Source organism: Lacticaseibacillus zeae DSM 20178 = KCTC 3804, from assembly GCF_000260435.1.
GTDB classification, from domain to species: domain Bacteria; phylum Bacillota; class Bacilli; order Lactobacillales; family Lactobacillaceae; genus Lacticaseibacillus; species Lacticaseibacillus zeae.
On sequence record NZ_BACQ01000007.1, the window covers coordinates 73,704 to 96,604 of the forward strand.

At 48.7% G+C, this 22,901-nt stretch carries 19 protein-coding genes; all 19 read left to right on the forward strand.

Features of this window, described 5'->3' with window-relative positions; genetic code table 11:
* The first annotated feature begins 7 nt into the window (after positions 1-7).
* The 19 genes from GSO_RS01035 to ftsY all read left to right on the forward strand — a co-directional run bounded on the left by GSO_RS01035 (position 8) and on the right by ftsY (position 22,857).
* On the forward strand, positions 8-751 hold the full coding sequence (locus GSO_RS01035; protein WP_010488010.1) for a Stp1/IreP family PP2C-type Ser/Thr phosphatase: 744 nt from the start codon (positions 8-10) through the stop codon (positions 749-751).
* Positions 748-2,739, forward strand: a complete 1,992-nt coding sequence (gene pknB, locus GSO_RS01040) for a Stk1 family PASTA domain-containing Ser/Thr kinase (protein ID WP_010488011.1) — start codon at positions 748-750, stop codon at positions 2,737-2,739. The genes GSO_RS01035 and pknB overlap by 4 nt, the downstream gene beginning before the upstream one ends.
* Complete coding sequence (gene rsgA, locus GSO_RS01045; protein ID WP_010488012.1) at positions 2,736-3,641, forward strand: ribosome small subunit-dependent GTPase A; 906 nt, start codon at positions 2,736-2,738, stop codon at positions 3,639-3,641. Before pknB ends, rsgA begins: the two co-directional genes overlap by 4 nt.
* A gap of 60 nt (positions 3,642-3,701) precedes the next feature.
* Entirely contained in the window at positions 3,702-4,352 is a 651-nt protein-coding gene (rpe, locus tag GSO_RS01050) for a ribulose-phosphate 3-epimerase (RefSeq protein WP_010488013.1), read from the forward strand.
* A complete protein-coding gene (locus GSO_RS01055; RefSeq protein ID WP_010488014.1) occupies positions 4,349-5,017 on the forward strand; it encodes a thiamine diphosphokinase in 669 nt (222 codons plus the stop codon). The genes rpe and GSO_RS01055 overlap by 4 nt, the downstream gene beginning before the upstream one ends.
* A 155-nt stretch (positions 5,018-5,172) precedes the next feature.
* A complete protein-coding gene (gene rpmB / locus GSO_RS01060) occupies positions 5,173-5,358 on the forward strand; it encodes a 50S ribosomal protein L28 (protein ID WP_010488015.1) in 186 nt (61 codons plus the stop codon).
* Positions 5,359-5,580: 222 nt separating this feature from the next.
* Complete coding sequence (locus tag GSO_RS01065; RefSeq protein ID WP_010488017.1) at positions 5,581-5,943, forward strand: Asp23/Gls24 family envelope stress response protein; 363 nt, start codon at positions 5,581-5,583, stop codon at positions 5,941-5,943.
* 59 nt (positions 5,944-6,002) lie between these two features.
* Complete coding sequence (locus GSO_RS01070; protein ID WP_010488020.1) at positions 6,003-7,679, forward strand: DAK2 domain-containing protein; 1,677 nt, start codon at positions 6,003-6,005, stop codon at positions 7,677-7,679.
* A 109-nt stretch (positions 7,680-7,788) separates the two neighbouring features.
* Positions 7,789-9,828 (forward strand): ATP-dependent DNA helicase RecG, encoded by a 2,040-nt coding sequence (recG, locus tag GSO_RS01075; RefSeq protein WP_010488021.1) that lies wholly within the window; start codon positions 7,789-7,791, stop codon positions 9,826-9,828.
* Between the two features lie 23 nt (positions 9,829-9,851).
* Positions 9,852-10,901, forward strand: coding sequence for a phosphate acyltransferase PlsX (plsX, locus tag GSO_RS01080; protein WP_010488025.1), 1,050 nt, complete (start codon positions 9,852-9,854; stop codon positions 10,899-10,901).
* A 30-nt stretch (positions 10,902-10,931) separates the two neighbouring features.
* On the forward strand, positions 10,932-11,168 hold the full coding sequence (gene acpP, locus GSO_RS01085) for an acyl carrier protein (RefSeq protein ID WP_010488027.1): 237 nt from the start codon (positions 10,932-10,934) through the stop codon (positions 11,166-11,168).
* 474 nt (positions 11,169-11,642) lie between these two features.
* Entirely contained in the window at positions 11,643-12,665 is a 1,023-nt protein-coding gene (locus tag GSO_RS01090) for an ABC transporter ATP-binding protein (protein WP_010488029.1), read from the forward strand.
* A gap of 2 nt (positions 12,666-12,667) precedes the next feature.
* Positions 12,668-13,621 carry an ABC transporter ATP-binding protein gene (locus GSO_RS01095; protein WP_010488031.1) on the forward strand — a complete coding sequence of 318 codons (954 nt, stop codon included), beginning with the start codon at positions 12,668-12,670 and terminating at the stop codon, positions 13,619-13,621.
* Positions 13,621-14,583, forward strand: a complete 963-nt coding sequence (gene opp4B, locus GSO_RS01100) for an oligopeptide ABC transporter permease (RefSeq protein WP_010488033.1) — start codon at positions 13,621-13,623, stop codon at positions 14,581-14,583. The genes GSO_RS01095 and opp4B overlap by 1 nt, the downstream gene beginning before the upstream one ends.
* 16 nt (positions 14,584-14,599) lie before the next feature.
* Entirely contained in the window at positions 14,600-15,511 is a 912-nt protein-coding gene (locus tag GSO_RS01105; RefSeq protein ID WP_010488035.1) for an ABC transporter permease, read from the forward strand.
* Positions 15,512-15,701: 190 nt separating this feature from the next.
* The gene (locus GSO_RS01110) at positions 15,702-17,495 is read left to right on the forward strand and encodes an oligopeptide ABC transporter substrate-binding protein (protein ID WP_010488036.1); all 1,794 of its coding nucleotides are present in this window, start codon (positions 15,702-15,704) and stop codon (positions 17,493-17,495) included.
* 97 nt (positions 17,496-17,592) lie between these two features.
* Positions 17,593-18,288 carry a ribonuclease III gene (rnc, locus tag GSO_RS01115; RefSeq protein WP_010488038.1) on the forward strand — a complete coding sequence of 232 codons (696 nt, stop codon included), beginning with the start codon at positions 17,593-17,595 and terminating at the stop codon, positions 18,286-18,288.
* Between the two features lie 19 nt (positions 18,289-18,307).
* Positions 18,308-21,862 (forward strand): chromosome segregation protein SMC, encoded by a 3,555-nt coding sequence (gene smc, locus GSO_RS01120; RefSeq protein ID WP_010488040.1) that lies wholly within the window; start codon positions 18,308-18,310, stop codon positions 21,860-21,862.
* Positions 21,862-22,857, forward strand: a complete 996-nt coding sequence (ftsY, locus tag GSO_RS01125; protein WP_010488041.1) for a signal recognition particle-docking protein FtsY — start codon at positions 21,862-21,864, stop codon at positions 22,855-22,857. The genes smc and ftsY overlap by 1 nt, the downstream gene beginning before the upstream one ends.
* Positions 22,858-22,901 lie beyond the last annotated feature (44 nt).

Consider the following 22,901-nt stretch of genomic DNA (forward strand, 5'->3'; position numbering starts at 1 on the left):
GGTATGTATGGAGTTTGCTTATCGCACGGACATCGGTCGGCGGCGACCAAATAATCAGGATTATGTCGGCATTTTCAAGAATAAATCCGACGCTACGTTTGCCTTAGTGGCTGATGGGATGGGTGGCCACCGCGGCGGCGATGTTGCCAGTGAAATGGCGGTCTCGCATCTTGGCTATGCGTTTGAAAAGACCGATACGGCGGAAATCGAGTCAATCGTGCGTTGGCTTATTTTTGAGTTGCAACAAGAAAATGACATGATTTTACAAAAAGCCAAGCAATACACTGATCTGTCCGGCATGGGAACAACCGTGGTGTCGGTCATTATCAGCGGCTCACGGTTTGTCGTGGCCAATATCGGCGATTCGCGCGGGTACCTTTATCGTAACGGGCACCTGATTCAGATTACTGAGGATCATAGCTTGGTCAACGAGTTGGTGAAACATGGCGAACTGACGCCTGAAGAGGCCAAACGTTTCCCTCAACGTAATGTAATTACCCGTTCTTTAGGAGTCAGCAGCGATGTTGACGCTAACGTGACGATTTACGACATGGAATATGATGACTATCTGCTGCTCTGTTCAGATGGCCTGACCAACATGGTTGACAACGAAAGCATTGCGGCGGTTTTACGCGAGGATATGCCAATTGGCAGCAAGGCCCAGGAATTGATTCTTCAAGCCAACGCAGCTGGTGGCCCTGACAATATTAGCGCCTTGATCATTCATCAGGATCGGAGGGAACCGTCATGATCGAGCCGGGGACGATTTTAAATGAACGCTATAAGCTCATCAAAACATTAGGCGAAGGCGGCATGGCCAACGTCTATTTAGCACGCGATCTCATCCTCGATCGTGACGTTGCGGTCAAGGTTTTGCGCCTTGATCTACAAAACGATCCCGACACGGTTCGGCGATTCCAACGTGAAGCCATGGCGACCAGCGAGCTAGTACATCCCAATATCGTGTCGATTTACGACGTCGGGGAAAGTCATGGCCAGCAGTTTTTGGTGATGGAGTATGTTAAAGGCTCTGATTTAAAACATTATATCGTTGAGCATTTTCCGATTCCTTATCAGCGCGTTGTCGATATGATGGAAGAAATTCTGTCCGCCGTTCAAACGGCCCATGATCACAATATTATTCACCGCGATTTAAAACCACAGAACATTTTGATTGATGCAAACGGACATGCCAAAATTACTGACTTCGGAATTGCGGTCGCGCTATCGGAAAATTCCATGACGATGACCAATTCGTTGTTGGGATCGGTTCATTATCTTTCTCCAGAGCAGGCTCGGGGGAGTATGCCGACGCGGCAAAGCGACATTTATGCGCTCGGGATCATTCTTTTTGAAATGTTGACGGGTTCGGTTCCGTTTGAAGGCGATTCGGCAGTCTCGATTGCGTTGAAACATTTTCAAGAAGAGGTTCCTTCCGTTCGGGCATTTGATCCCCATATTCCGCAAGCCCTCGAAAATGTTGTCTTCAAGGCAACTGCCAAGAATCCCGCCAATCGATACACCAGTGCAGAGGCCATGGCAAGTGATTTGAACACGGCCTTGAGTCCTGCCCGAGCGCATGAAGCCAAGTACGTGATTCCTAAGGACGATTTGGATGAAACGCGAGTTGTGCCGATCGTTCCTAATGGCCCAACTCCGCCGCACAATTCTGATGGCGGGGCGGATCAGCCCGCTAGTCAAGCTGCTCCTGAGAACCGGCCTAAAAAGAAGCGCCGCCGCTGGCTTATTGTTGCCATCAGTGCAGCCGTGGTTCTTTTGCTACTGATCGGGATCGGGGTTGTGACGGCCAATCAAAAAGCAGATGTAGCTGTACCTGATTTGCGCGGCATGACAACTGCCCAGGCCAAGACAGCGCTAAAAAGTGCGCGGTTGAAGGTCGGAAAGTATCGCTATGCTTACTCAACCAAGGTGGATAAGGATTTAGTCATCGATTCTGATCCGAAACGGCAAGTCAGCGTGAAAGAGTCGTCGAGCGTCAACCTGATTTTAAGTCGCGGACAACCGCGGATCACGCTGGATAATTATGTCGGGCAAGATTACAGCGATGCCAAGTCTGACCTGCAAAAACGGGGCGTGACTGTGAAAGAGAAGCTGATTAAAACAAACGAAGCGTCTGCAGGCAAGATTCTGTCTCAAAGTATCAAAGCCGGGAAAAAAGTGATTGCCAGCAAGACAACCATCACGTTTGAAGTTGCCGAGCCGGTTAAAGTCAAGAAGGTCAACACGTCGTTTGCGTTGCGTGACCTTACCGGATATACAGAAAAGAGTTTACGTGACTATGCTAATGAGGTCGGTTTAAAGATTGTCATCAGTCAAGCTTATTCCGACACGGTCGATACTGGCATGGTGATTAGTCAGAACCCGGCTGCAGGGACACAGGTTCAATCCGGAGCCACCGTGAATGTCACCATTTCCCAAGGTGCAGACCCTGATGAAGTCAAAACCGTTTCAAAAACTATTTCGATTCCGTACCAGGCACCATCTGCTGCTTCCGGTAGCGCGAGTGCCAGCGCAAGCAGCAGTGGCGTGACACCAAATGGCATTCAGGTCTTTATTGGTGATAAGACACACAATATCAGTGACATCAATAAAACATTCAATATCACGGCAGATGACCAAGTCACGATTACGTTGCAAGTTAGCAAGAAGTATCCCGGCAGCTACCGCGTTGTGCGGGATGGCACAGTGATTGCGCAGGAGGCAAATATTACCCAATGAGTGATGAATTAACCGGAAGAATCATTAAACAAATTAGTGGGTACTATGATATTGCGGTCGGTGAGACAGTTTATCGCACCCGTGGCCGTGGAAGTCTGCGCAATGATAACATCACGCCGCTGGTTGGGGACTTTGCGGCTTTTCAACCCGGCCACGGGGATGATGAAGGTTATCTTTTACGGATCCTGCCACGCCAAAATGCGCTGGCCCGTCCGCCAGTCGCTAATGTGGATCAGGCCTTACTGATTACCTCCGCCGTTGAACCGGACTTTTCCTTGAATTTATTGGATCGCTTTCTGGTTTATCTCGAAGGTCACGCGATTCATGCCGAGATTTATTTGACCAAAACCGATTTGGCACCTGCCAAATTACTGGAAAAGATTCGAACATCATTGACAGGCTACCAAGCGATCGGCTACGCTGTTTTTGCGCCGGAGCATGTTTTTGATCAGGCGGTTTTAAAGCAGGTTCAGGCTAGCTTTGCGGATAAATTGACGATTTTCACTGGCCAAACGGGGTCAGGAAAATCGACTTTGATCAATCACTTGGTGCCGGGACTGGATTTGGCGACTGCGTCTATCAGTCGTGCGTTGAACCGCGGGCGACATACGACGCGGACAACAGATTTGTATCCGATCCATGGCGGGCTAGTGGCCGACACCCCGGGGTTTTCGTCGCTTGGCTTGCTTGATGTAACACTAGATGATTTACGCGACCGATTCCCTGAATTTGTTGCCTTGGCACCTAACTGTAAGTTTCGCGGGTGTCAACATGTCAGCGAGCCCCACTGTGCAGTCAAGGCAGCTTTGGCCGCTGGCAAGATCATGGCGAGTCGCTATGAAAATTATTTGCAATTTCGCGAAGAATTAAGCGGCAAGCGCCCGGTTTATAAGAAAAAGTAATCGATCATGCGAGGACCGGCTTTTAACCGCGCCAGCTCACGCTCACACGGAGGGATTCCTATGAAAATTGCCCCATCAATTTTAAGTGCTGATTTTGCTCATTTAGCTCGCGATGTTGAAAGAGTCGAGAAAGCAGGAGCGGATTTGTTGCATGTTGATGTTATGGATGGCCATTTTGTCGGTAATTTGACGTTTGGCCCGCTGGTTGTTCAGGCGTTGCGTCCGGTGACGAATCTGCCGCTGGAAGTGCATCTTATGGTGAGCGATCCGGGTGTCTGGGCGCCGGAATTTGCCGAAGCCGGTGCCGATACGATTTTGGTACACGAAGAAGCAACCAGCCATCTGTATGGCGTTTTGCAACATATTCACGCTGCCGGGGTTCGTGCCGGAGTGGTGGTGAATCCCGGTACGTCACTGAGCAGTCTGGATGAAGTGTTGCCCCTTGTCGACCAGGTTTTGGTGATGACGGTCAATCCCGGATTCGGTGGGCAGAAATTTCTGACGCCAATGGTTGATAAGGTTGCGCGACTGCACAAAATTCGGCAGGAACGCGATTTGCATTTTGACATCGAAGTTGATGGCGGGATTAACGACGAGACTGTGAAGGTGGCCGCAGCAGCCGGCACCGATATCTTTGTGGCAGGTTCCTATGTGTTCGGTGCGCCAAATGTCGGGGACGCGATCACGGCATTACGTGAGGCGGTCAAATGACAGACGTCAATATCATGACTGGCGGACCGCATGAGAACCTCTCAGATGATTGGCAACAATTAGCCGGCGAATGGATCGGGGTTGATCGAGGCACCCTGCGATTAGTCAAGGCAGGTATTAAGCCAATATTGGCAGTCGGCGATTTTGACTCATTAACAGCGAGCGAATTTCAATTAGTTCGTGAGCACGTTCAAAAGATTGAACAGGTTCCGTCGGCAAAAGACGATACGGATACCGAACTGGCGGTGAAGGCGGCCTTAACGGACTTTTCTGCGGACAAAGTGACGCTGGTCGGGGCAACTGGCGGTCGACTGGATCATTTTTTGTCCAACCTGTTTTTGCCGCTTCAGCCGCGTTTTCTTGATGACATTGAACGGATCCATCTTCTGGACGAGCAAAATCACGTCGATTATTACGGTCCGGGAACACACGAAATTCAGCCGTTACCGGGTTATCGCTACGTGGCGGTTATTAATTTAACACCCGTGACCGATCTGGCCATTGTTGGGGCCAAGTATCCGCTAAAACCTTGGAGCGCCGCATATCCGTATGCGTGGGCGTCAAACGAATTCATTGGAAACGAACCATTTACGGTCAGTTGGACAACAGGCCAAGTTGCGATCATTTACAGTCGCGATCGTATCGGTCAAAAAGTTGATAACTAGCTACCAAATGACAGTCAGCGCGTGATCATTGTCGCGGCCAATCGAGACTGTCAAGTAATTTTACTTTGCAAAACTTCTTGCATTCCCCGCGGGCCTATGATAAGTTAGTTGAGTGAAAAATTCGAGGGTGACCTTGAAAAAAAGGAGGTCATATTGTGGCTAAAGATGTTATTACAGGTCGTCATACCACGTTTGGCAACAAGCGTTCACACGCTTTGAATTCAAGCCGGCGCACATGGAAAGCCAACCTGCACAAGGTTCGTATCCTTGTTGATGGTAAACCAAAGCGGGTATGGGTTTCTGCACGTGCCCTTAAATCAGGTAAACTGACCCGGGTTTGATCCCATAAATACAAAAAGATCCTGACAATGAATGTGATGCATCCATCATTGTCAGGATCTTTTTGCTTCTTCAGCGCGGGCGTCGAGGCATCCGTCAGTACGATGGCCTAGGCAGGAATCCACAAGCGGTGGCGCTTTTAATGCTTTCGTGCCTATGCTACACTAACTGGTAGAATTGTACGCGGTGTGAAAGCGCATCGTGAATGGCTAGGAGGATTCAGCATGGCGGTCAAAATCAAAACCAAGTATGGGATTATCGACATTTCCAACAATGTCATTGCAACAGTGGTTGGTGGTGCCGCGACATCGATTTACGGGATTGTCGGGATGGCAAGCCGTAACCAGATTCGGGATAATCTCAATGACATTTTGAAGCGTGAAAATTATGCGCGCGGTGTTGTGGTACGCCAAACTGACAATGGCGTCAAGATTGAAGTCAACATCATTGTCAGTTATGGTACCAAAATATCCGAAGTTTGCCGAAATGTCCAAGACAAAGTAAAATACAACCTCGAAACGATGTTGGGGGTCACAACCGACGAAGTGACCGTCATCGTCCAAGGCGTCAAGGTATTAGGCGACTGACATTAAGGCACTGTCAGCTGACGGTGTAACGATATTAAGTTCTTCGAGGAGGATGTTTCGTGGCAGTAACCGAAATAACGGCGACTAAATTCCAGGACATGATCCGGGTAGCCGCACATCGCATCAATAAAAATGCTGATTTTGTGAATTCATTAAATGTTTTTCCGGTGCCTGATGGCGATACCGGAACCAATATGAATCTGACGTTTCAAACCGGTGCCAAGGCAGTGTTGGAATCTAACGACGCTGGCGTTGGCGATCTCGCCAAGCACTTAGGCAAAGGCCTGTTGATGGGCGCCCGCGGTAATTCGGGTGTGATCAGTTCCCAGCTTTTTCGTGGTTTCGCCAAAAGCGTAGAAGGTAAGAAGAGTCTGACCGCTCAGGATTTGGCTGACGCGTTTGCTCATGGCGTCGAGACGGCGTATAAAGCGGTAATGAAGCCGGTTGAAGGCACGATCCTGACTGTTGCCCGTGAAGCCGCCAAAGCCGGCTTAAAAGCGGCTAATGGCTCAGATGACGCTTTGGTCGTTATGACGGCCGTTGTTAAAGGTGCCAAGCGTGCATTGGCCAAGACGCCGGATCTGCTCGCTGTTTTGAAAGAAGTCGGTGTTGTCGATTCCGGTGGTCAAGGACTGGTCTTTATTTATGAAGGATTTCGTGAAGGCTTATCCGGTGAAGTCAGTTCGGATGTTCATGATGTCACGGATGAAGAAATGACCGAAATGATTAATGCCGTCCACCACCAAAGCGCCCAGACCCAACTGGATCCGGCCGACATCGTTTATGGTTATTGTACCGAGATGATGGTTGAGCTGGAGACCGGCGATCATTTTAAGCACTTTGATTATGAACCGTTTCGTAATTATTTGAATACCCTCGGCGACTCGACATTGGTGGTTGCTGATGAAGAAGTGGTTAAAGTCCACGTTCATACTGAACATCCTGGTACAGTTTTTCGTTACGGCCAGCAGTTCGGTGAGCTTATGAAAATCAAAGTCGATAACATGCGCTTACAACAGGAAAGCATCATCGAACGGGAAGGCTCTCTAGATGCTCATGCCAATGACCAACCACTAGCTGAAATGGGGGTTGTTGCCATCGCTGCCGGTGAGGGACTCGGCGAGTTATTCAAGAGTCTGGGCGTGACTTATGTGCTAAACGGCGGGCAAACCATGAATCCAAGTACTAATGATATTTTGGATGCGGTGAAGGCTGCTCACGCCAAGCATGTGATCGTCTTACCAAATAACGGCAATATTTTCATGGCGGCAGAAGCTGCTGCCAAGGCTGCAACGGATGTAGAAGTCGCTGTCGTGAAAAGTAAGACCATCAATCAAGGCATGACCGCTATGCTTGGGTATAATCCAGACGCCGATTTGGCTACCAACCAAAGCGAAATGACCGCCCAACTACCGAATGTGATTAGCGGTTCTATTACGCAAGCCATTCGTGATACCACGATTAATGGGCTCGCCATCAAGAATCACGACTGGATGGGGATCATTGATGGCACGATTAGCGTCACTGATCAGGATCGGCAGCAAGCAGCGATTGCAATGGTAAACAAGATGATCAATGACGACAGTGAAATTGTCACGATCATTGTGGGCGCCGATGCTAATCAAGACGAAGCTAAGAAAATTGAGGATGCGGTCGGCAAAGCCCATCCGGATCTGGAATTTGAAATTCACCAAGGCGATCAGCCGGTTTATCCTTATCTTGTCTCGGTCGAGTAAACAAGTTGCTTTACTGCCAAGGTGTCCCGCGTGCGGGGCACTTTTTTGCGACATGAAAGGCTAAGCACGGTTTGTCGTTTACCAGCTTATTGCGAAGGGAGGGATGATGATGGCGCTCACGGACCCGGTTAGCGTTTTACCCGGAGTTGGTCCTAAGCGTGAAGAGGGATTAGCCAGTCTAGGGATTCATACGGTCGGCGATGTCCTGTTTTATTTTCCATATCGCTATGATGACCTTAAAGTTAAAGATCTTGCTGAAGCAGCCGATCAAGAAAAGCTGACGATCAAAGGCGTCGTGGTTGCTGATCCTGTCATTAGCCGTTTTGGTCCGCACCGCAGCCGGGTGAATGTCAAGCTGCAGGTCGAACGCAGTGTCATTCTGGTCACTTTCTTCAATCAGCCTTGGCTAAAAGATCGCTTTCAGATGGGTGATGAAGCAGCAATTTTTGGCAAGTGGGATGCCCAGCGCCGCAGTCTGACCGGGATGAAAATTCTGGCCACCCAGTCACAGGATCAGCCGTCCATGGCGGCGATTTATACCGTGAATAAAAACATCCGGATGGGTACGTTACTTGATCTGATTAAGGCGGCGTGGGCGCGTGATCATCAGCATATCCATGACCTGATTCCTGCTAGCATTCGTGAGCATTATCGGTTAATGACGGATGAACAGCTGGTCCATGGTATGCATTTTCCCGACACGCCGCAAGAAGCCAAGGCAGCGCGCCGAACCGGTGTTTTTCGCGAGTTTTTCCTGTTTCAACTGCAAATACAAGCGCTGAAACAGCTTAATACCAACAGTAGCAACGGTCTTGCCATTCCGTATGACAACCAGGCGTTGCGGGCACTGATTGCGACGCTGCCGTTTTCATTGACCAATGCGCAAAAACGGGTTGTGAATGAGATCTGTGCGGACATGCGCCGGCCCAATCATATGAATCGCCTGTTGCAAGGGGACGTGGGCAGCGGGAAAACGATTGTTGCAGCGATTGTCTTGTATGCGGCGGTTACAGCCGGCTATCAGGCTGCCTTGATGGTGCCGACTGAAGTACTAGCGGAGCAACATTCTGCCAAGTTGCAGAAACTGTTCGCTAATTTCCCGGTTAAGCTGGGGCTCTTGACGGGATCGACAACCGCAAAGAGACGGCGTGAACTGCTGACCGACCTGCGAATGGGCACACTTAATTTGATCATCGGTACCCATGCGCTGATTCAAAAAGGCGTCGATTTTAAAGCCTTGGGGTTGGTGGTTATCGATGAGCAGCATCGCTTTGGGGTCAATCAACGCAAGGTCCTTCAGGAAAAAGGCCAGAAGCCCGATTTGCTGTCTATGACCGCGACGCCGATTCCTAGAACTCTAGCGATTACGGCATACGGTGAAATGGACGTCTCCACCATTGATGAATTACCGGCAGGACGCAAGCCGATCACGACTACATGGCTGCGTAAGAACCAAGTCGGTCAGGTTTATCGGCTGATTCGCAGTCAGGTGCAGGCAGGAAGCCAGGTGTTTGCCATTACCCCGCTGATTGCGGAATCGGAAAAGATCGACTTGCAAAACGCCGAGCAGCTTTTTGCAGATATGCAGAAAGCAGTTGGCAATCTTGGACAGGTTGCGTTACTGCACGGCAAAATGAAGCCAGATGAAAAAGATCGAATCATGCGGGCGTTTAGTCAGGGTGACATTGCAGTGCTGGTGTCGACGACGGTCGTTGAAGTTGGGGTGGACGTCCCCAATGCGACGGTGATGGCCATTTTCGATGCCGATCGCTTCGGCCTATCGCAACTTCATCAGCTCCGTGGCCGCGTGGGTCGTGGCAGCAAAGCAGCGCAGTGTTTGTTAATTGCTGACCCTAAAAATGAGCAAGGCATCGCCCGCATGCAAATCATGACCAAAACCAATGACGGCTTCTTGTTAGCCCAAAAAGATTTGGAAATGCGCGGTTCGGGTGATATTTTTGGAGATAAGCAGTCAGGACTGCCAGAGTTTAAAGTGGCCGATCCTGTCGGGGATTTTCCAACTCTGGAAGCTGCCCAACAGATTGTGGCCCGGATTTTTAAAACTGATCCGCACTTGCTGGAACCTGAGCATCAACCGCTAGCCGCTTATCTGGCTGCTAGTCGGCAGATGAATGGCAGTTTGGATTAAATGCGAAAGGAACGAAGGATTTTATGAAAATTGCAATTGATGCAATGGGCGGTGACCACGCTCCGGAAGTTGTGATTGCCGGAACGGAAAAGGCGCGCGACCATGACGCAGATTTGGAATTTATCCTCTATGGGGATGAAGCCAAAATCAAACCTTTGATTCATAATCAGGATCGGCTGACGATCGTGCACACGGCCGAAAAGATTAACAGTGACGATGAACCGGTTCGGGCGATTCGGCGTAAGAAACAAGCTTCGATGGTATTGGCGGCGCAGGCAGTTAAACAAGGCGACGCGGCCGCAATGGTTTCACTAGGCTCCACCGGGGCGTTATTGGCAGCTGGCTTATTCATTATCGGCCGGATTAAGGCCATTGAACGGCCGGGTTTGTTGCCAACGTTGCCGACTGTTGACAGTAAGGGTTTTGTGATGTTAGATGTCGGTGCCAATGCGGAAAACCGTCCGTATCATTTGTTACAATACGCAATCATGGGTAGCTACTATGCTAAAGACGTTCGCGGCGTTGACAATCCACGCGTGGGCTTGCTTAACAACGGCACAGAAGCAAACAAAGGCGACAAGTTGCATCAAGAAGCGCATGATCTTTTGGCGGCTGCTCCTGGGATTAACTTCGTGGGAAACGTCGAGTCCAGTGATATTCTCAATGGACCTGCCGATGTGGTCGTCACTGACGGATTTACCGGCAACGCAACGTTAAAGGCAATTGAGGGTACTGTCCGCACTGTTATGCACATGTTAAAGGGTGCCATTTACGATGGCGGTGTTTCCGGGAAATTAGGTGGTCTGTTTTTGAAAAACAATCTCAAGTCGATGGCACAAACCTTCGATATTTCTTCATACGGTGGCGCGGTCTTGCTTGGGCTTAAAGCGCCGTTGGTCAAAGCTCACGGCGCGGCTGATGCTGACACGGTTTATTACACCTTGTTGCAGACAGCCAAAATGGTTAAAAATGGCACGGTAGCCAAAGTGGTGGATTATTTTGACGCTCACCCGGAAATTGCCGAAGCGAAAACCACTGATAAAGCCGTAGACAACGACGGCGGAAACAAGTAAACTAAATTGGCAGATGAATGGAGGAGCGGCATGAGTGAAGACGAAATTTATCAAAAGATCGCAGGCTTGATTCAGGACCATTTTCAGTTAAGTCCTGACAAAATCAGTCCAAGCTTGAATTTCAAGCAAGACCTTGATGCAGATTCGATTGACATTGTCGAATTTGTTTTGGAACTCGAAGATGCATTCGGCGCGGAAATTCCAGATGACGATGCGGAAAAGATCCAAACAGTTCAAGATGCGGTTGATTACATCAAAGCACATTAAAAATAGTGAATGCGTGAGCTGCCAGTGATGGCGGCTTTTTTATTTGTGAGCGCGAGCCGGCGCGGTTAGGAGCCGGAGTGTAAGTGGTCTTGGACGTGATGGCCCGGGCTTAGGCCATTGCGACCAAGATCCTTACATGCAGGCTCCTGCGCCGGGGAGTGCGTTATGGTGAGCGCGAGTCACTTTCGTTTTTACGAGCCGCACGCAGATAAAGGACGTTTTCTTCAAAACATCCACAATTTTTGATATGATCACCTTGCAACATCATGTTGAAGATGATCGGTTTTTCCTCAAAGTTCCCCGCCTTTGTGCATGACTAGTTGTTGGATTTTTTGTTTAATTTCGCGCTTCAATGGCGTTGGGACGCATTTTTGGCTTGCATAACCACTATAATTTCTTTATACTTAGAGACAATTATTTCAAAAATCTCATCTTGTTTTAATCTTGCGTCAAGGACGCAAAGGAGGAGTTCGTTTGGATAAACCTGAAGATTTGCTGCTAGATGTGCAACATCTGCACACCGGATTCAGACTTGGAGATGCTTTTTATGATGCTGTCGATGATGTCAGCATCACGTTACGAAAAGATGAGATTCTGGCGATTGTAGGTGAATCAGGCTCCGGCAAGAGTACTTTGGCAACCAGTATTATCGGTCTTCATGATCCGCGTAATACAAAAGTGACCGGTGATATCTTGTATAACAACCTGAATCTGGTCGGGTTAAATGAAACCCTGTTTGATCGGATTCGTGGTAAGGATATCGGGATGATTTTCCAGGATCCGTTAGCTGCGTTGAATCCGTTGATGCGGATTGGCGAGCAAATTGAAGAGACGCTGGTTTACCATACCAAGATGAACAAGGAAGAACGCGATAAACGGGTGCTGGAACTGCTGAATCAAGTCGGTATTCCCAATCCCGAACGGACGGCACGTTCTTACCCACATGAACTATCTGGCGGGATGCGGCAGCGGATTGTCATTGCGATTGCGATTGCCTGCAAACCACCGATTATCATTGCCGACGAACCAACTACCGCGTTGGATGTCACGATTCAGGCACAAATTCTGGATCTGTTGGAAGACATTCAGCGGGAAATGCATTCCGGCATTATTTTAATTACCCATGACCTTGGCGTTGTGGCCGAAACCGCTGATCGCGTGGCGGTGATGTATGCGGGACAGATTGTTGAAAGCGGCTCGGTGATGGATGTCTTCAAGCATCCGACTCACCCGTATACGCGCAGTCTGTTGCGCTCGATGCCGCAAGCCGACTCCGATGATGACGAGCTACACGTTATCCAAGGCGTAGTGCCGTCATTGAAGAATATGCAGATGGAAGGCTGCCGATTTGCTCCCCGAATTCCATGGATTCCGGCATCTGCTCACGAAGAGCATCCGACCATGCATGAAGTCGCACCTGATCATTTTGTTCAGTGCACGTGCTACAAAGACTTCTATTTCCCGGATGACGACCAAGCGGCTGAAAAAGGTGAGTAATTATGGCAATGATTGAAGTTAGAAATCTAAAAATACATTATCCCATTCGTTCCGGCTTCTTTAACCGGGTGACGGATCACGTGCTGGCAGTTGATGGGATCGATTTTGATATTGAACAAGGCGAAACATATGGCCTGATTGGCGAGTCCGGTTCAGGCAAATCGACAACCGGTAAAGCGATCGTTGGACTGGAGCCAGTGACGTCCGGCTCGATCATGTACAAGGGTCAGGACATCACCAAGCGCAGCGTTCGCAAGCACATGCAGTACAACAAGGATGTGCAGATGATTTTCCAGGATTCGCTATCTAGCTTGAATCCGCGTAAGCGCATTGAGGATATTATTGCAGAGCCAATTCGTAATTTTCAGAACCTGACCAAAGACGAAGAGCGTCATCGCGTTCAGGAACTACTGGATATCGTGGGGATGCCAAGTGATGCTTTGTACAAGTATCCACACGAATTTTCCGGCGGCCAGCGTCAGCGGATCGGGGTTGCCCGAGCCATGGCGACGAATCCTAAGTTGATTATCGCCGACGAACCCGTATCGGCACTGGATTTGTCCGTTCAAGCGCAAGTGTTGAACTTTATGAAACGCATTCAGGAAGAATACAACATTTCTTATCTGTTCATCTCACATGATCTGGGCGTTGTGAAACACATGTGTAAAAAGATGGCGATCATGCATCGTGGCCGTTTCGTTGAAATCGGAACGCGTGAAGATATTTATAATCATCCGCAACATATTTACACGCAACGGCTTTTATCCGCGATTCCTGATGTTAACCCCGATGATCGCGAGGAGAACAAAGAACATCGGCGCGAAGTCGAACGCGTTTTTAAAGAAGAAGAATCTAAATATTATTCCAAGGAAGGCCGCGTTTTGGATCTCCAGAAGATTTCCGATACACATTACGTTGCGCTGCCAGATTCAACAATGAAGGGAGTGCATGATTAATGTGGAAAACAATTCTACGCCGGATCTTAATCATGATCCCGCAATTGATTTTGCTGAGCGTCTTGGTTTTCGTCCTGTCAAAAATGATGCCCGGGGATCCGTTATCCGGTAATTTTCAACAAGGGCAAAGCGCAGCACAGATGGCGGCCTTACGTCAGCAGTATGGCTTGAATGATCCATGGTATATTCAATATTTCAAATGGGTTGGCAACATGTTCCACGGTGATTTGGGTCAGAGCTTCGTTTACAAACGGTCAGTAACCGGTCTGATCGGTGAACGGGCAGTGAACACATTCTGGCTGGCGTTGATGTCAACGGTGATTCTCTATGTTATCGCCATTCCAGCAGGTGTTATTGCTGGCCGATATGAAGGTAGTAAACGAGATTCTGCAATTTCGGTTGCATCCTTCATTTTGATGGCCGTACCACCATTTGTTTTCTATCTGTTAGGGCTCATTTTCTTCGGCTTCTTCTTACAATGGTTCCCAACCGGCGGGAGTGTGTCGTCAACGTATAATCCGGGAACACTGGGCTATGTCTGGGATCGGATCTATCATATGATTCTACCGGCGTTAGTGGCGGGGATTATCACGACGCCAAGTACGATTCAGTATCTGCGTACCGGGGTCATCGATAATACTCACCAGGACTTTGTTCGGACCGCTCGTTCTAAGGGTGTGCCGGCCCGCGTTATTTTTGATAAACATATTTTGCGTAATTCCTTATTGCCGATTGCAGCGTTCATGGGTAATCAAATTACCAGCCTGCTGGGCGGCTCCGTCATCTTGGAAACCGTCTTCAGTTATCCTGGAATGGGTCAACTCTTTGTTTCGTCGATGACCAGCCGTGATTATCCGGTGGTTATCTCGCTGGTGCTTTTGTTCGGCTTCCTGACGTTGCTTGGTAACTTACTGTCAGATATCATCATGAGTATCGTGGATCCGCGGATCCGGATCGAGTAGAAGGTGGGGAAAGTTTATGCAAAACAATGCAAATGAAGTGGCGGCTAACACCACAAAAATTGAACAATCACCTTCTAACTTCAAGGTGATTCTGAACGAATTCCGCAAAGACAAGGTTGCTGTGGTCTCACTATTCTTAGCGGTTGCGATTATCCTTGCTGCGTTTATTGGCTCAATGTTGTTCAACGTTGGCGGTGCAACGCAGGTTAATATCATGGATCGCTACACATCACCGGGTGTCAACGGGTATATTCTTGGGACTGATGAAGGCGGCCGGGATATGTTCAAATATTTGTTCTTTGCTGCCCGTAACTCAATTACTATCGGGATTTCGGTGGCGCTAATCATTGAGTTTGTCGGGGTTGTCCTTGGAACAATTTCTGGATACTTCGGTGGCTGGATTGATTCCGTGATTATGCGACTCGTTGATTTTTGGATGATCATCCCATCTTTGCTAGTGATTATCGTTCTAGTTACGATTGTGCCGCAATATAATGTGATCTCCATCATTCTTATCATGGCGGCTTTCTACTGGATGACCACCACGCGGCTGATGCGATCGTTAGTGCTGTCGGAAGCGCGCAGTGAGTACGTTATGGCTTCAAAGACTTCAGGGACCTCTAATTTTAAGATAATGTTCACCGGGGTCTTGCCTAATATCAGCTCATTGATCATTACGGATCTGACGCTGACGATTGCAAGTTCTATCGGGATCGAAACCGCCCTTTCCTTCTTAGGTTTTGGGCTACCGATGGAGACACCAAGTTTAGGGACGCTGATTGGCTACGCCTCAAACCCAGACTTGATTTTTAATCGCTGGTGGGTATGGTTTCCTGCTGTTTTAGTCTTGTTGACACTGTCACTCTCAATTAACTTTGTTGGCCAGGCTCTGCGGCGTGCGGCTGATTCACGGCAACGTCGAGGTTAAAGTTACGGTTTTTCTGAAAATTCATAAAGAGACACTCAGACTAATCTGGGTGCCTCTTTATTTTTGACGAAAAAAAGAAAAATTTGTGGCGAAATATTGGTCATTCCGCTCTAATTATGCTATCATTTAACTCACATGAAGCGTTGCTTCGCTTACATATTGCGATGACGGCGCGGAAGGGGGAAAAAGTATGAAAAAGCGTTCTGTGCTCGGAATGATCACGCTCGCTACCGCTTTATCCATCACCTTGGTAGCTTGTGGCAGTAAGAGTTCGAACTCCAGCTCAAGTACTTCCAATAAGAGTGTGAAGTTCCCGATTTCTTACAACAATACTGCAAAGGCAGTTAAAGGCGGCAATGTCAATGTAGCGGTGGTTGATGATTCACCATTTAAGGGGGTCTTCAACGAAGAACTTTATACCGATGCTTTTGACAACTATTATATGAGTCCCGCAGCTGAATCATTATTTGCTTACAATAGCAAATTTAAGTTTAATAATAGTGGTGCTGCGACTTTGAAACAGGATAACAACGCTAAGACAATTACGGTTACCATTAAACCAAACGTCAAATGGTCGGATGGTCAGCCAGTTGTTGCACGTGATCTGGTTTATGCCTATGAAATCATGGCGAACAAGGGTACAAAGAGTCAACGGTACACAGAGTCCCTTCAAAACATTGAAGGCCTAACTGAGTATCATGATGGCAAAGCTGATTCTATTTCAGGGTTGACGATGCCGAAGGGTGACAATGGGGATACGATGGTTATTCATTTCAAGCAAATGAAACCTTCGTTCAACACTTCAGGGAATGGGTATTTCCTTGAAAGTGCGGCTCCATATCATTATCTGCATGATATTGCCTTTGATAAACTTGAATCCAGCGATAAAGTTCGTAAACAGCCACTGTTCTTTGGCCCATATAAGATTAGTAAAGTTGTTGCTGGTCAAAGCGTCCAGTATACGCCGAACAAGTATTACTGGAGGGGCACACCAAAGCTAGATAAAATCACCTTTGAAAATGTTTCGTCTGCTTCTATTACTTCGGCCCTAAAGAATCATAAGTATGACTTAGTTTATAGCATGCCTGCAGACACATACAATGACTGGAAAAACATTTCGGGTTATGAGAACCTCGGCCATCAGTCACTTGCTTATAACTATCTTGGCTTTAAGTTAGGTAAGTGGGATGATAGCAAGAACGAAAATGTTTATAATCCAAAGGCAAAGATGGCGAATAAGAGTCTTCGTCAGGCTATGGGTTATGCACTGAACAATGATGAAGTGGCTTCTAAGTTTTACAATGGGACGCGGACGCGTGCGACAACTTTGATTCCACCTGTCTTTGGTAAAGATGTGCATGCCGATATCAATGGCTATGACTTGAATATCAAGAAAGCAAACAGCTTGCTTGATAAAGCGGGTTATAAGAAGGGCAAAGACGGCTATCGAACCGATCCTAATGGCAAGAAACTGACGATTAACTTTGCTACTATGGCTGGTGGTTCAACAGCACAACCATTGGCACAGGATTACATTCAGCAGTGGAAGAAGATTGGTTTGCGTGTTAAGTTAACCACCGGTCGTCCAATCGAATTCAACTCCTTCTACGACAAGATTCAAAAGGATGATAAGAGTGTCGATGTTTATGCGGCCGCTTGGAGTCTTTCGTCCGATCCTTCACCAATGGATCTGTTCTCAGCTAAAGCGCCGTTTAACTATACACGGTTTGTCTCTGCTGAGAATACCAAGCTGTTGAATGACATTGATGGTCAGAAAGCAATGAATCCGACATACCGTGCTAAAGCATTGAAGGCATGGCAGAAATATGCTAACGATGAAGCCTTTGCTATTCCAACACTTTATCGTCAAGAAATTTTCCCGGTTAATAAACGTGTGAAGAACGCTAGTGTTGATTATGCTTCGGCTAATAACTTGAACTGGTACAAGCTAGCTGTTACAAGCAACAGCACCGCCAAGAAGTAGTCGAAACTCAATTACCCCTAAAAGGCATCTGCAATCGCAGGTGTCTTTTTTGGTGCGCTCTTGTATAATTAGAAGGTGATAAAAAGGAGGGCTCTTCATGGTTGCCTCAGAGTTTGTGAGTGAATTGCGTCAGCGTTATGGGATTGAATTTCACGATCTCAGTCTATTGGATGAAGCCTTCACGCATTCCTCGTATGTTAATGAACACAAAGAATTAGGGTTAAAAGATAACGAGCGACTTGAATTTCTTGGTGACGCGGTGCTTGAACTGACCGTTTCTGACTATCTGTATCGTAAGTTTCCGGATAAGCCGGAAGGTGATTTGACCCGTATCCGTGCTGCCGCGGTTCAAACTGCAGCCTTTTCGGCGTTTTCAAAAGAGGCGCATTTTGATCGCTATATTAAGCTGGGAAAAGGTGAAGAAAAAGCCGGTGCCCGCAAGCGATTGACGTTGCTGGAAGACTTGTTTGAAGCATTTAACGGTGCCTTGTACTTGGATCAAGGCCGTAAAGCCAATATCAAATTTGCCGAACAGATCATTTTTCCTAAGATTGATGCCGGTGAGTTTTCGGCTAACCAGGATCATAAAACTGCCTTGCAGGAAACCTTGCAGCAAAATGGTGATGTGGCGATTGTGTATCACCTCCTGGATGAAAAGGGCCCTGCTCATGAACGCCAATTTCACGTTGATGTTGAAGTTGAAGGCCGAGTATTAGGGACCGGATTCGGTAAGAATAAAAAAGCGGCCGAGCAAGCTGCAGCCAAGGCGGCTTTAGCCCGCTTGAAAAAGTAAGAACTAGAATGGGGTCATCATGGAATTAAAGCGTTTGATCATTAATGGCTTCAAATCATTTGCAGATAAAACCGAAATTGATTTTGTGTCTGGTCTGACTGGGATTGTTGGACCAAATGGTAGTGGGAAAAGTAACATCACCGAGGCGATTCGCTGGGCATTGGGCGAGCAAAGTGCCAAAAGCTTGCGCGGCGAGCGAATGGGTGATGTTATCTTTGCAGGTACGGACAGCCGGCCTGCTTTGAATCGCGCGGCGGTTACCATGACCTTCGATAACAGCGACGGGTATCTCAAAAATCAGCCAGCCGAAGTTTCGGTGACGCGCCGATTGTATCGCGATGGCACCTCCGAGTTTCTGCTCAATAATCAAGATGTTCGGTTAAAGGATATTGTTGATCTGTTCATGGATTCCGGCTTGGGACGTGAGAGCTTTTCGTTTATCTCGCAAGGCCGGGTTGAAGCGATTTTTAATAGCAAACCAGAGGAACGCCGGGGCATCATCGAAGAAGCCGCTGGCGTTTATAAATATAAGCAACAGAAAACCAAAGCTGAGCGCGAGTTGGCTAACAATGACGATAATCTGGCGCGGATTAACGACATTATTGTCGAGTTGAAGCATCAGGTTGAACCACTGCGAGAGCAAGCTTCACTGGCCAAGGATTATCAGCAGCAAACCGCGGACTATCAAAAGATTCACCAAACACTTTTGGCGCTGGAAATCGAACAACTGGCGGCGGAGCAGGAGAAGACCCAAGGCGAAGCCAAAGTGACCAAGGCGACCATTGCGGCGCTGACGGCAAAGGTTAAGGATCTGGAAAATCAGTCCGAGCAGTTGAGCGCAATTGATCATCAGCATGAGGAACGATTGAATCAGCTCAATGACCAAGTCTTGAGTCGTTCGATGAAGCTGGAAAGTCTTAGCGGTGAAGCGAACCTCTCTAGCGAACGCTCGGCTAATGCGGCGACAACACTGGCTGATTTAAAAGATCGGTTGACCCACGCTCAGCAGGCGCTAGCAGAGGCAAACCAGCGACTGGCCGACTTAACCAAGCAGCTTGATGCCTCCCAGAAAAAGCAGCAAGACCTCAAGGAACAGTTGGCCCAACAAAAACAAGCCAGCCAAGATCCGGCTGCTTTGAATCGCCAGTTGGAGTCCGTCCAGAATCACTACATTGATCTGTTGAAAGCCCAAGCTGACAATAAAAATGCCCAGGCAGCCTTACAAAAAGACCAGCAACTCGCGGCGAGTCAAAACGCGGCTCATGATCGGCGCATCTATGAACTGAGCAAGCAGGCGCAGGATCAGGAGGCCAAGGTCAATACGCTGCTAAGTCAGCAGCAAAAGTTACAGGCCAAAGCCGAAACGCAACAAACTGCCGTTGAAGAAGCTAAAACCAAGTTGAATCAGCTGCAACAAAACCGCACTGCCCAACAACAAACTTATCAAGACGAAATGGCGACTTATCAACGCGCACGCGCACGGTATGAGACGCTTTCTGAATTGAATGAAGACTATGCGGGCTTTTATAACGGCGTTCGGGTTGTGCTGAAGCATAAAGCAACCTTGCCGGGTGTGATTGGTGCGGTGGCTGAATTGTTGGAAGTACCGACTGCTTACCAGCAGGCGTTTGATTTGGCGTTAGGTAGCAATCTACAGGCCATTGTCACCCGCGATGAAGCAGCAGCCCAACGTGCCATCAGCCTGTTAAAGCAACAGCGGGCTGGGCGGGCGACTTTTCTACCGGCTGCTGTGATGCGGCCACGTGAGCTGCCGAGTGCGGTTTTGCAACTTGTCAAAGGCGCAGATGGCTTTTTAGGCACGGGTCTGCAGCTTGCCCAATATCCGGCTGATCTAAAGTCCGTGATGGCTAATCTGCTAGGCAGTGTCTTGATTGTTGATACCCTACCGCACGCGATTACCATTGCCAACACCACCCATCACCGATATCGCATTGTGACCACGGCTGGGGATATTTTAAATCCAGGTGGTTCACTGACAGGCGGCCAGGTCAAGCAAGGTCGGCAAGCCTCACCACTGGCCCGCAACCAGGAAGCCCGCCACCTCAAAACCCAACTGCAGGGACTAGTCGAAGATCTGAAAAAGAAGCAAACCGCCTTGACCGAACTGACTACGCAGGAGAATGCCGCTCAAACCGCCTGGCAGGACGCTCAGGCGCAGTCTCAGGCGTTAGCGGCTGATCTAACGGCCATTACCAGTCAACACACTGCGCAGGCAGAGACGTTGCGACAGGCGCAGCGACAGTTGGCGGCCGCACAACAAGCCAACACGGCTCAGGCTGATTTAAGTACCAAAATGACCGAGCTTCATCAAGCGGGTAAAAAAATCGCTCGGGACATCGAAGACGCTCAGTCAGAAATTGAACAACTGAAAGCTGCCGCTGCCGCTGCGGCCGATTCCCGGTCGAAGCAAGCAGCAGCCGAAAATGCGTTGAAGACGAAGCTGGCCGTGGTGACCAATGACTTGCAGACGCTGCATGATCAGCATCAGCAATGGCAAACGCAGGCCAGGGATGCAAATGAACAAATTACTGAACTCCAGCAACGCATTGAGCACATTACGGCCACGGCTAAGGAAACGGCGGCTGAAAAAGCCAGTCGTACAGCTACGATTGCCAAGTTACAAGAGGAACTGAAGCAGCTGAAGGCCGAGCAAACCAAAGTGACTCAAACCAAGGCGGCCAATCGTGGCAAGTTAAGCGAGATTTCTGCCAGAATTACAACGACCTATGAACAACAGCATCAGGCGATGGCGACCTCCGAACAACAGGCGGTGGCCCTTAACCGGGTGAAGTTGGGCCTGGATGCTCGTCTGAACACGTTAGCCGAGGATTATCAGCTCACTTACGAAGCGGCCAAAGCTGCCGTGGCGCCGGATCACGCGCCGATTCCCGAATTAAAGAGCAAGTTAAAGCTCTTGAAACGCGGGATCGATGAACTAGGACCGGTTAATCTGAATGCGATCGAGCAGTTCAAAGAAGTCAATCAGCGCTACGAGTTTCTCACCAAGCAGCAAGACGATCTTTTGGCCGCTAAACAGCAGCTTGAAGAGACAATGCACGAATTGGATGAAACCGTTAAAACACGATTCAGAAATATGTTTGACCAGACGAATAGTGCGTTTGAGGCGATTTTCCCGCAAATGTTTGGCGGTGGGCATGCCCATCTCAGCTTGACTGATCCAGATGATCTGTTGGCAACCGGGATCGAGATTTCCGCACAACCGCCTGGCAAGAAGTTGACGCGACTGTCATTGCTGTCAGGTGGCGAACGGGCGTTAACCGCGATTGTTCTGCTTTTCGCGATTCTAAAAGTCCGTCCGGTGCCATTTTCGATTTTGGATGAAGTTGAGGCGTCACTGGATGATGTCAACGTTAACCGGTTTGGCGAGTTCTTACGCCATTATGCCAGTGCGACGCAATTTATTGTGATCACGCACCGCCACGGCACGATGGTTGCAGCCAATGTCTTGTACGGGGTGACCATGCAGGAATCCGGTGTGAGTCGGATTATGGCAGTCAGTCTGGATCAATCACAGAAAGAGGCGACAAGTTAATGGGACTTTTTGATGCGATTAAAAAGGCGTTCACCGGCGAAGAGCCGGAAACGCCTGAAGAAAATAAATATGACGAAGGTCTTGAGAAAAGCCGCAGCAGTTTTGGCGAAAAGCTTAATGCGTTATTTGCCAATTTTCGGACGGTGGATGAAGACTTTTTCGATGATCTTGAAGAGATGCTTATCGAATCCGATGTTGGTTTTGAAACAGCGGTTCGGTTGAGCGATGAATTGCGCGAAGAGGTTAAGCTTAAAAATGCGAAGGATCCCAAGGCCGTTTCGCGGGTTATCGTTGAGAAGCTGGTAGATATGTATGGTGAGGCCGGCAAGGGTGAGGATAATCAACTCCACTTTGCCGAAGAAGGGCCAACTGTCTTTCTGTTTGTGGGTGTTAACGGCGCCGGTAAAACGACCACAGTCGGCAAGCTGGCGCATCAGCTCAAAGAAGAAGGCAAGCGTGTCTTGTTAGTGGCAGCTGATACCTTCCGTGCCGGCGCTATTCAGCAATTGCAAGAATGGGGCCGCCGCGTTGATGTACCAGTGGTGGCCACGAAAGAAGGCGGCGACCCCGCAGCCGTTGTTTTTGATGGCGTTAAGCGTGCAAAAGAAGAAGGCTACGATGTAGTGTTGGTCGACACCGCTGGCCGCTTGCAAAATAAAGTCAACCTGATGAACGAGTTGAACAAGATTAAACGCGTGATCGTCCGCGAATTGCCGGATGCGCCGCAAGAAGTCTTGTTAGTGCTGGATGCCACGACCGGCCAGAATGCGCTGAATCAGGCGAAAGAGTTTAACCAGACGACCCAAATTACCGGCATTGTGCTAACCAAGCTGGACGGTTCTGGCAAAGGCGGCATTGTCTTGGCAATCCGCAATGAGCTGCATGTACCGGTCAAGTTAGTGGGGCTGGGCGAAAAAATGGATGACTTGCAGGCATTTGATCCGACGAAGTTTGTGACCGGCTTGTTTAAGGGCTTGATTGAAGTCAAAGCCTAAGTCTAAGTCAAGGCAATCAAAAGAACAGAAAAAAGCGCTGCACC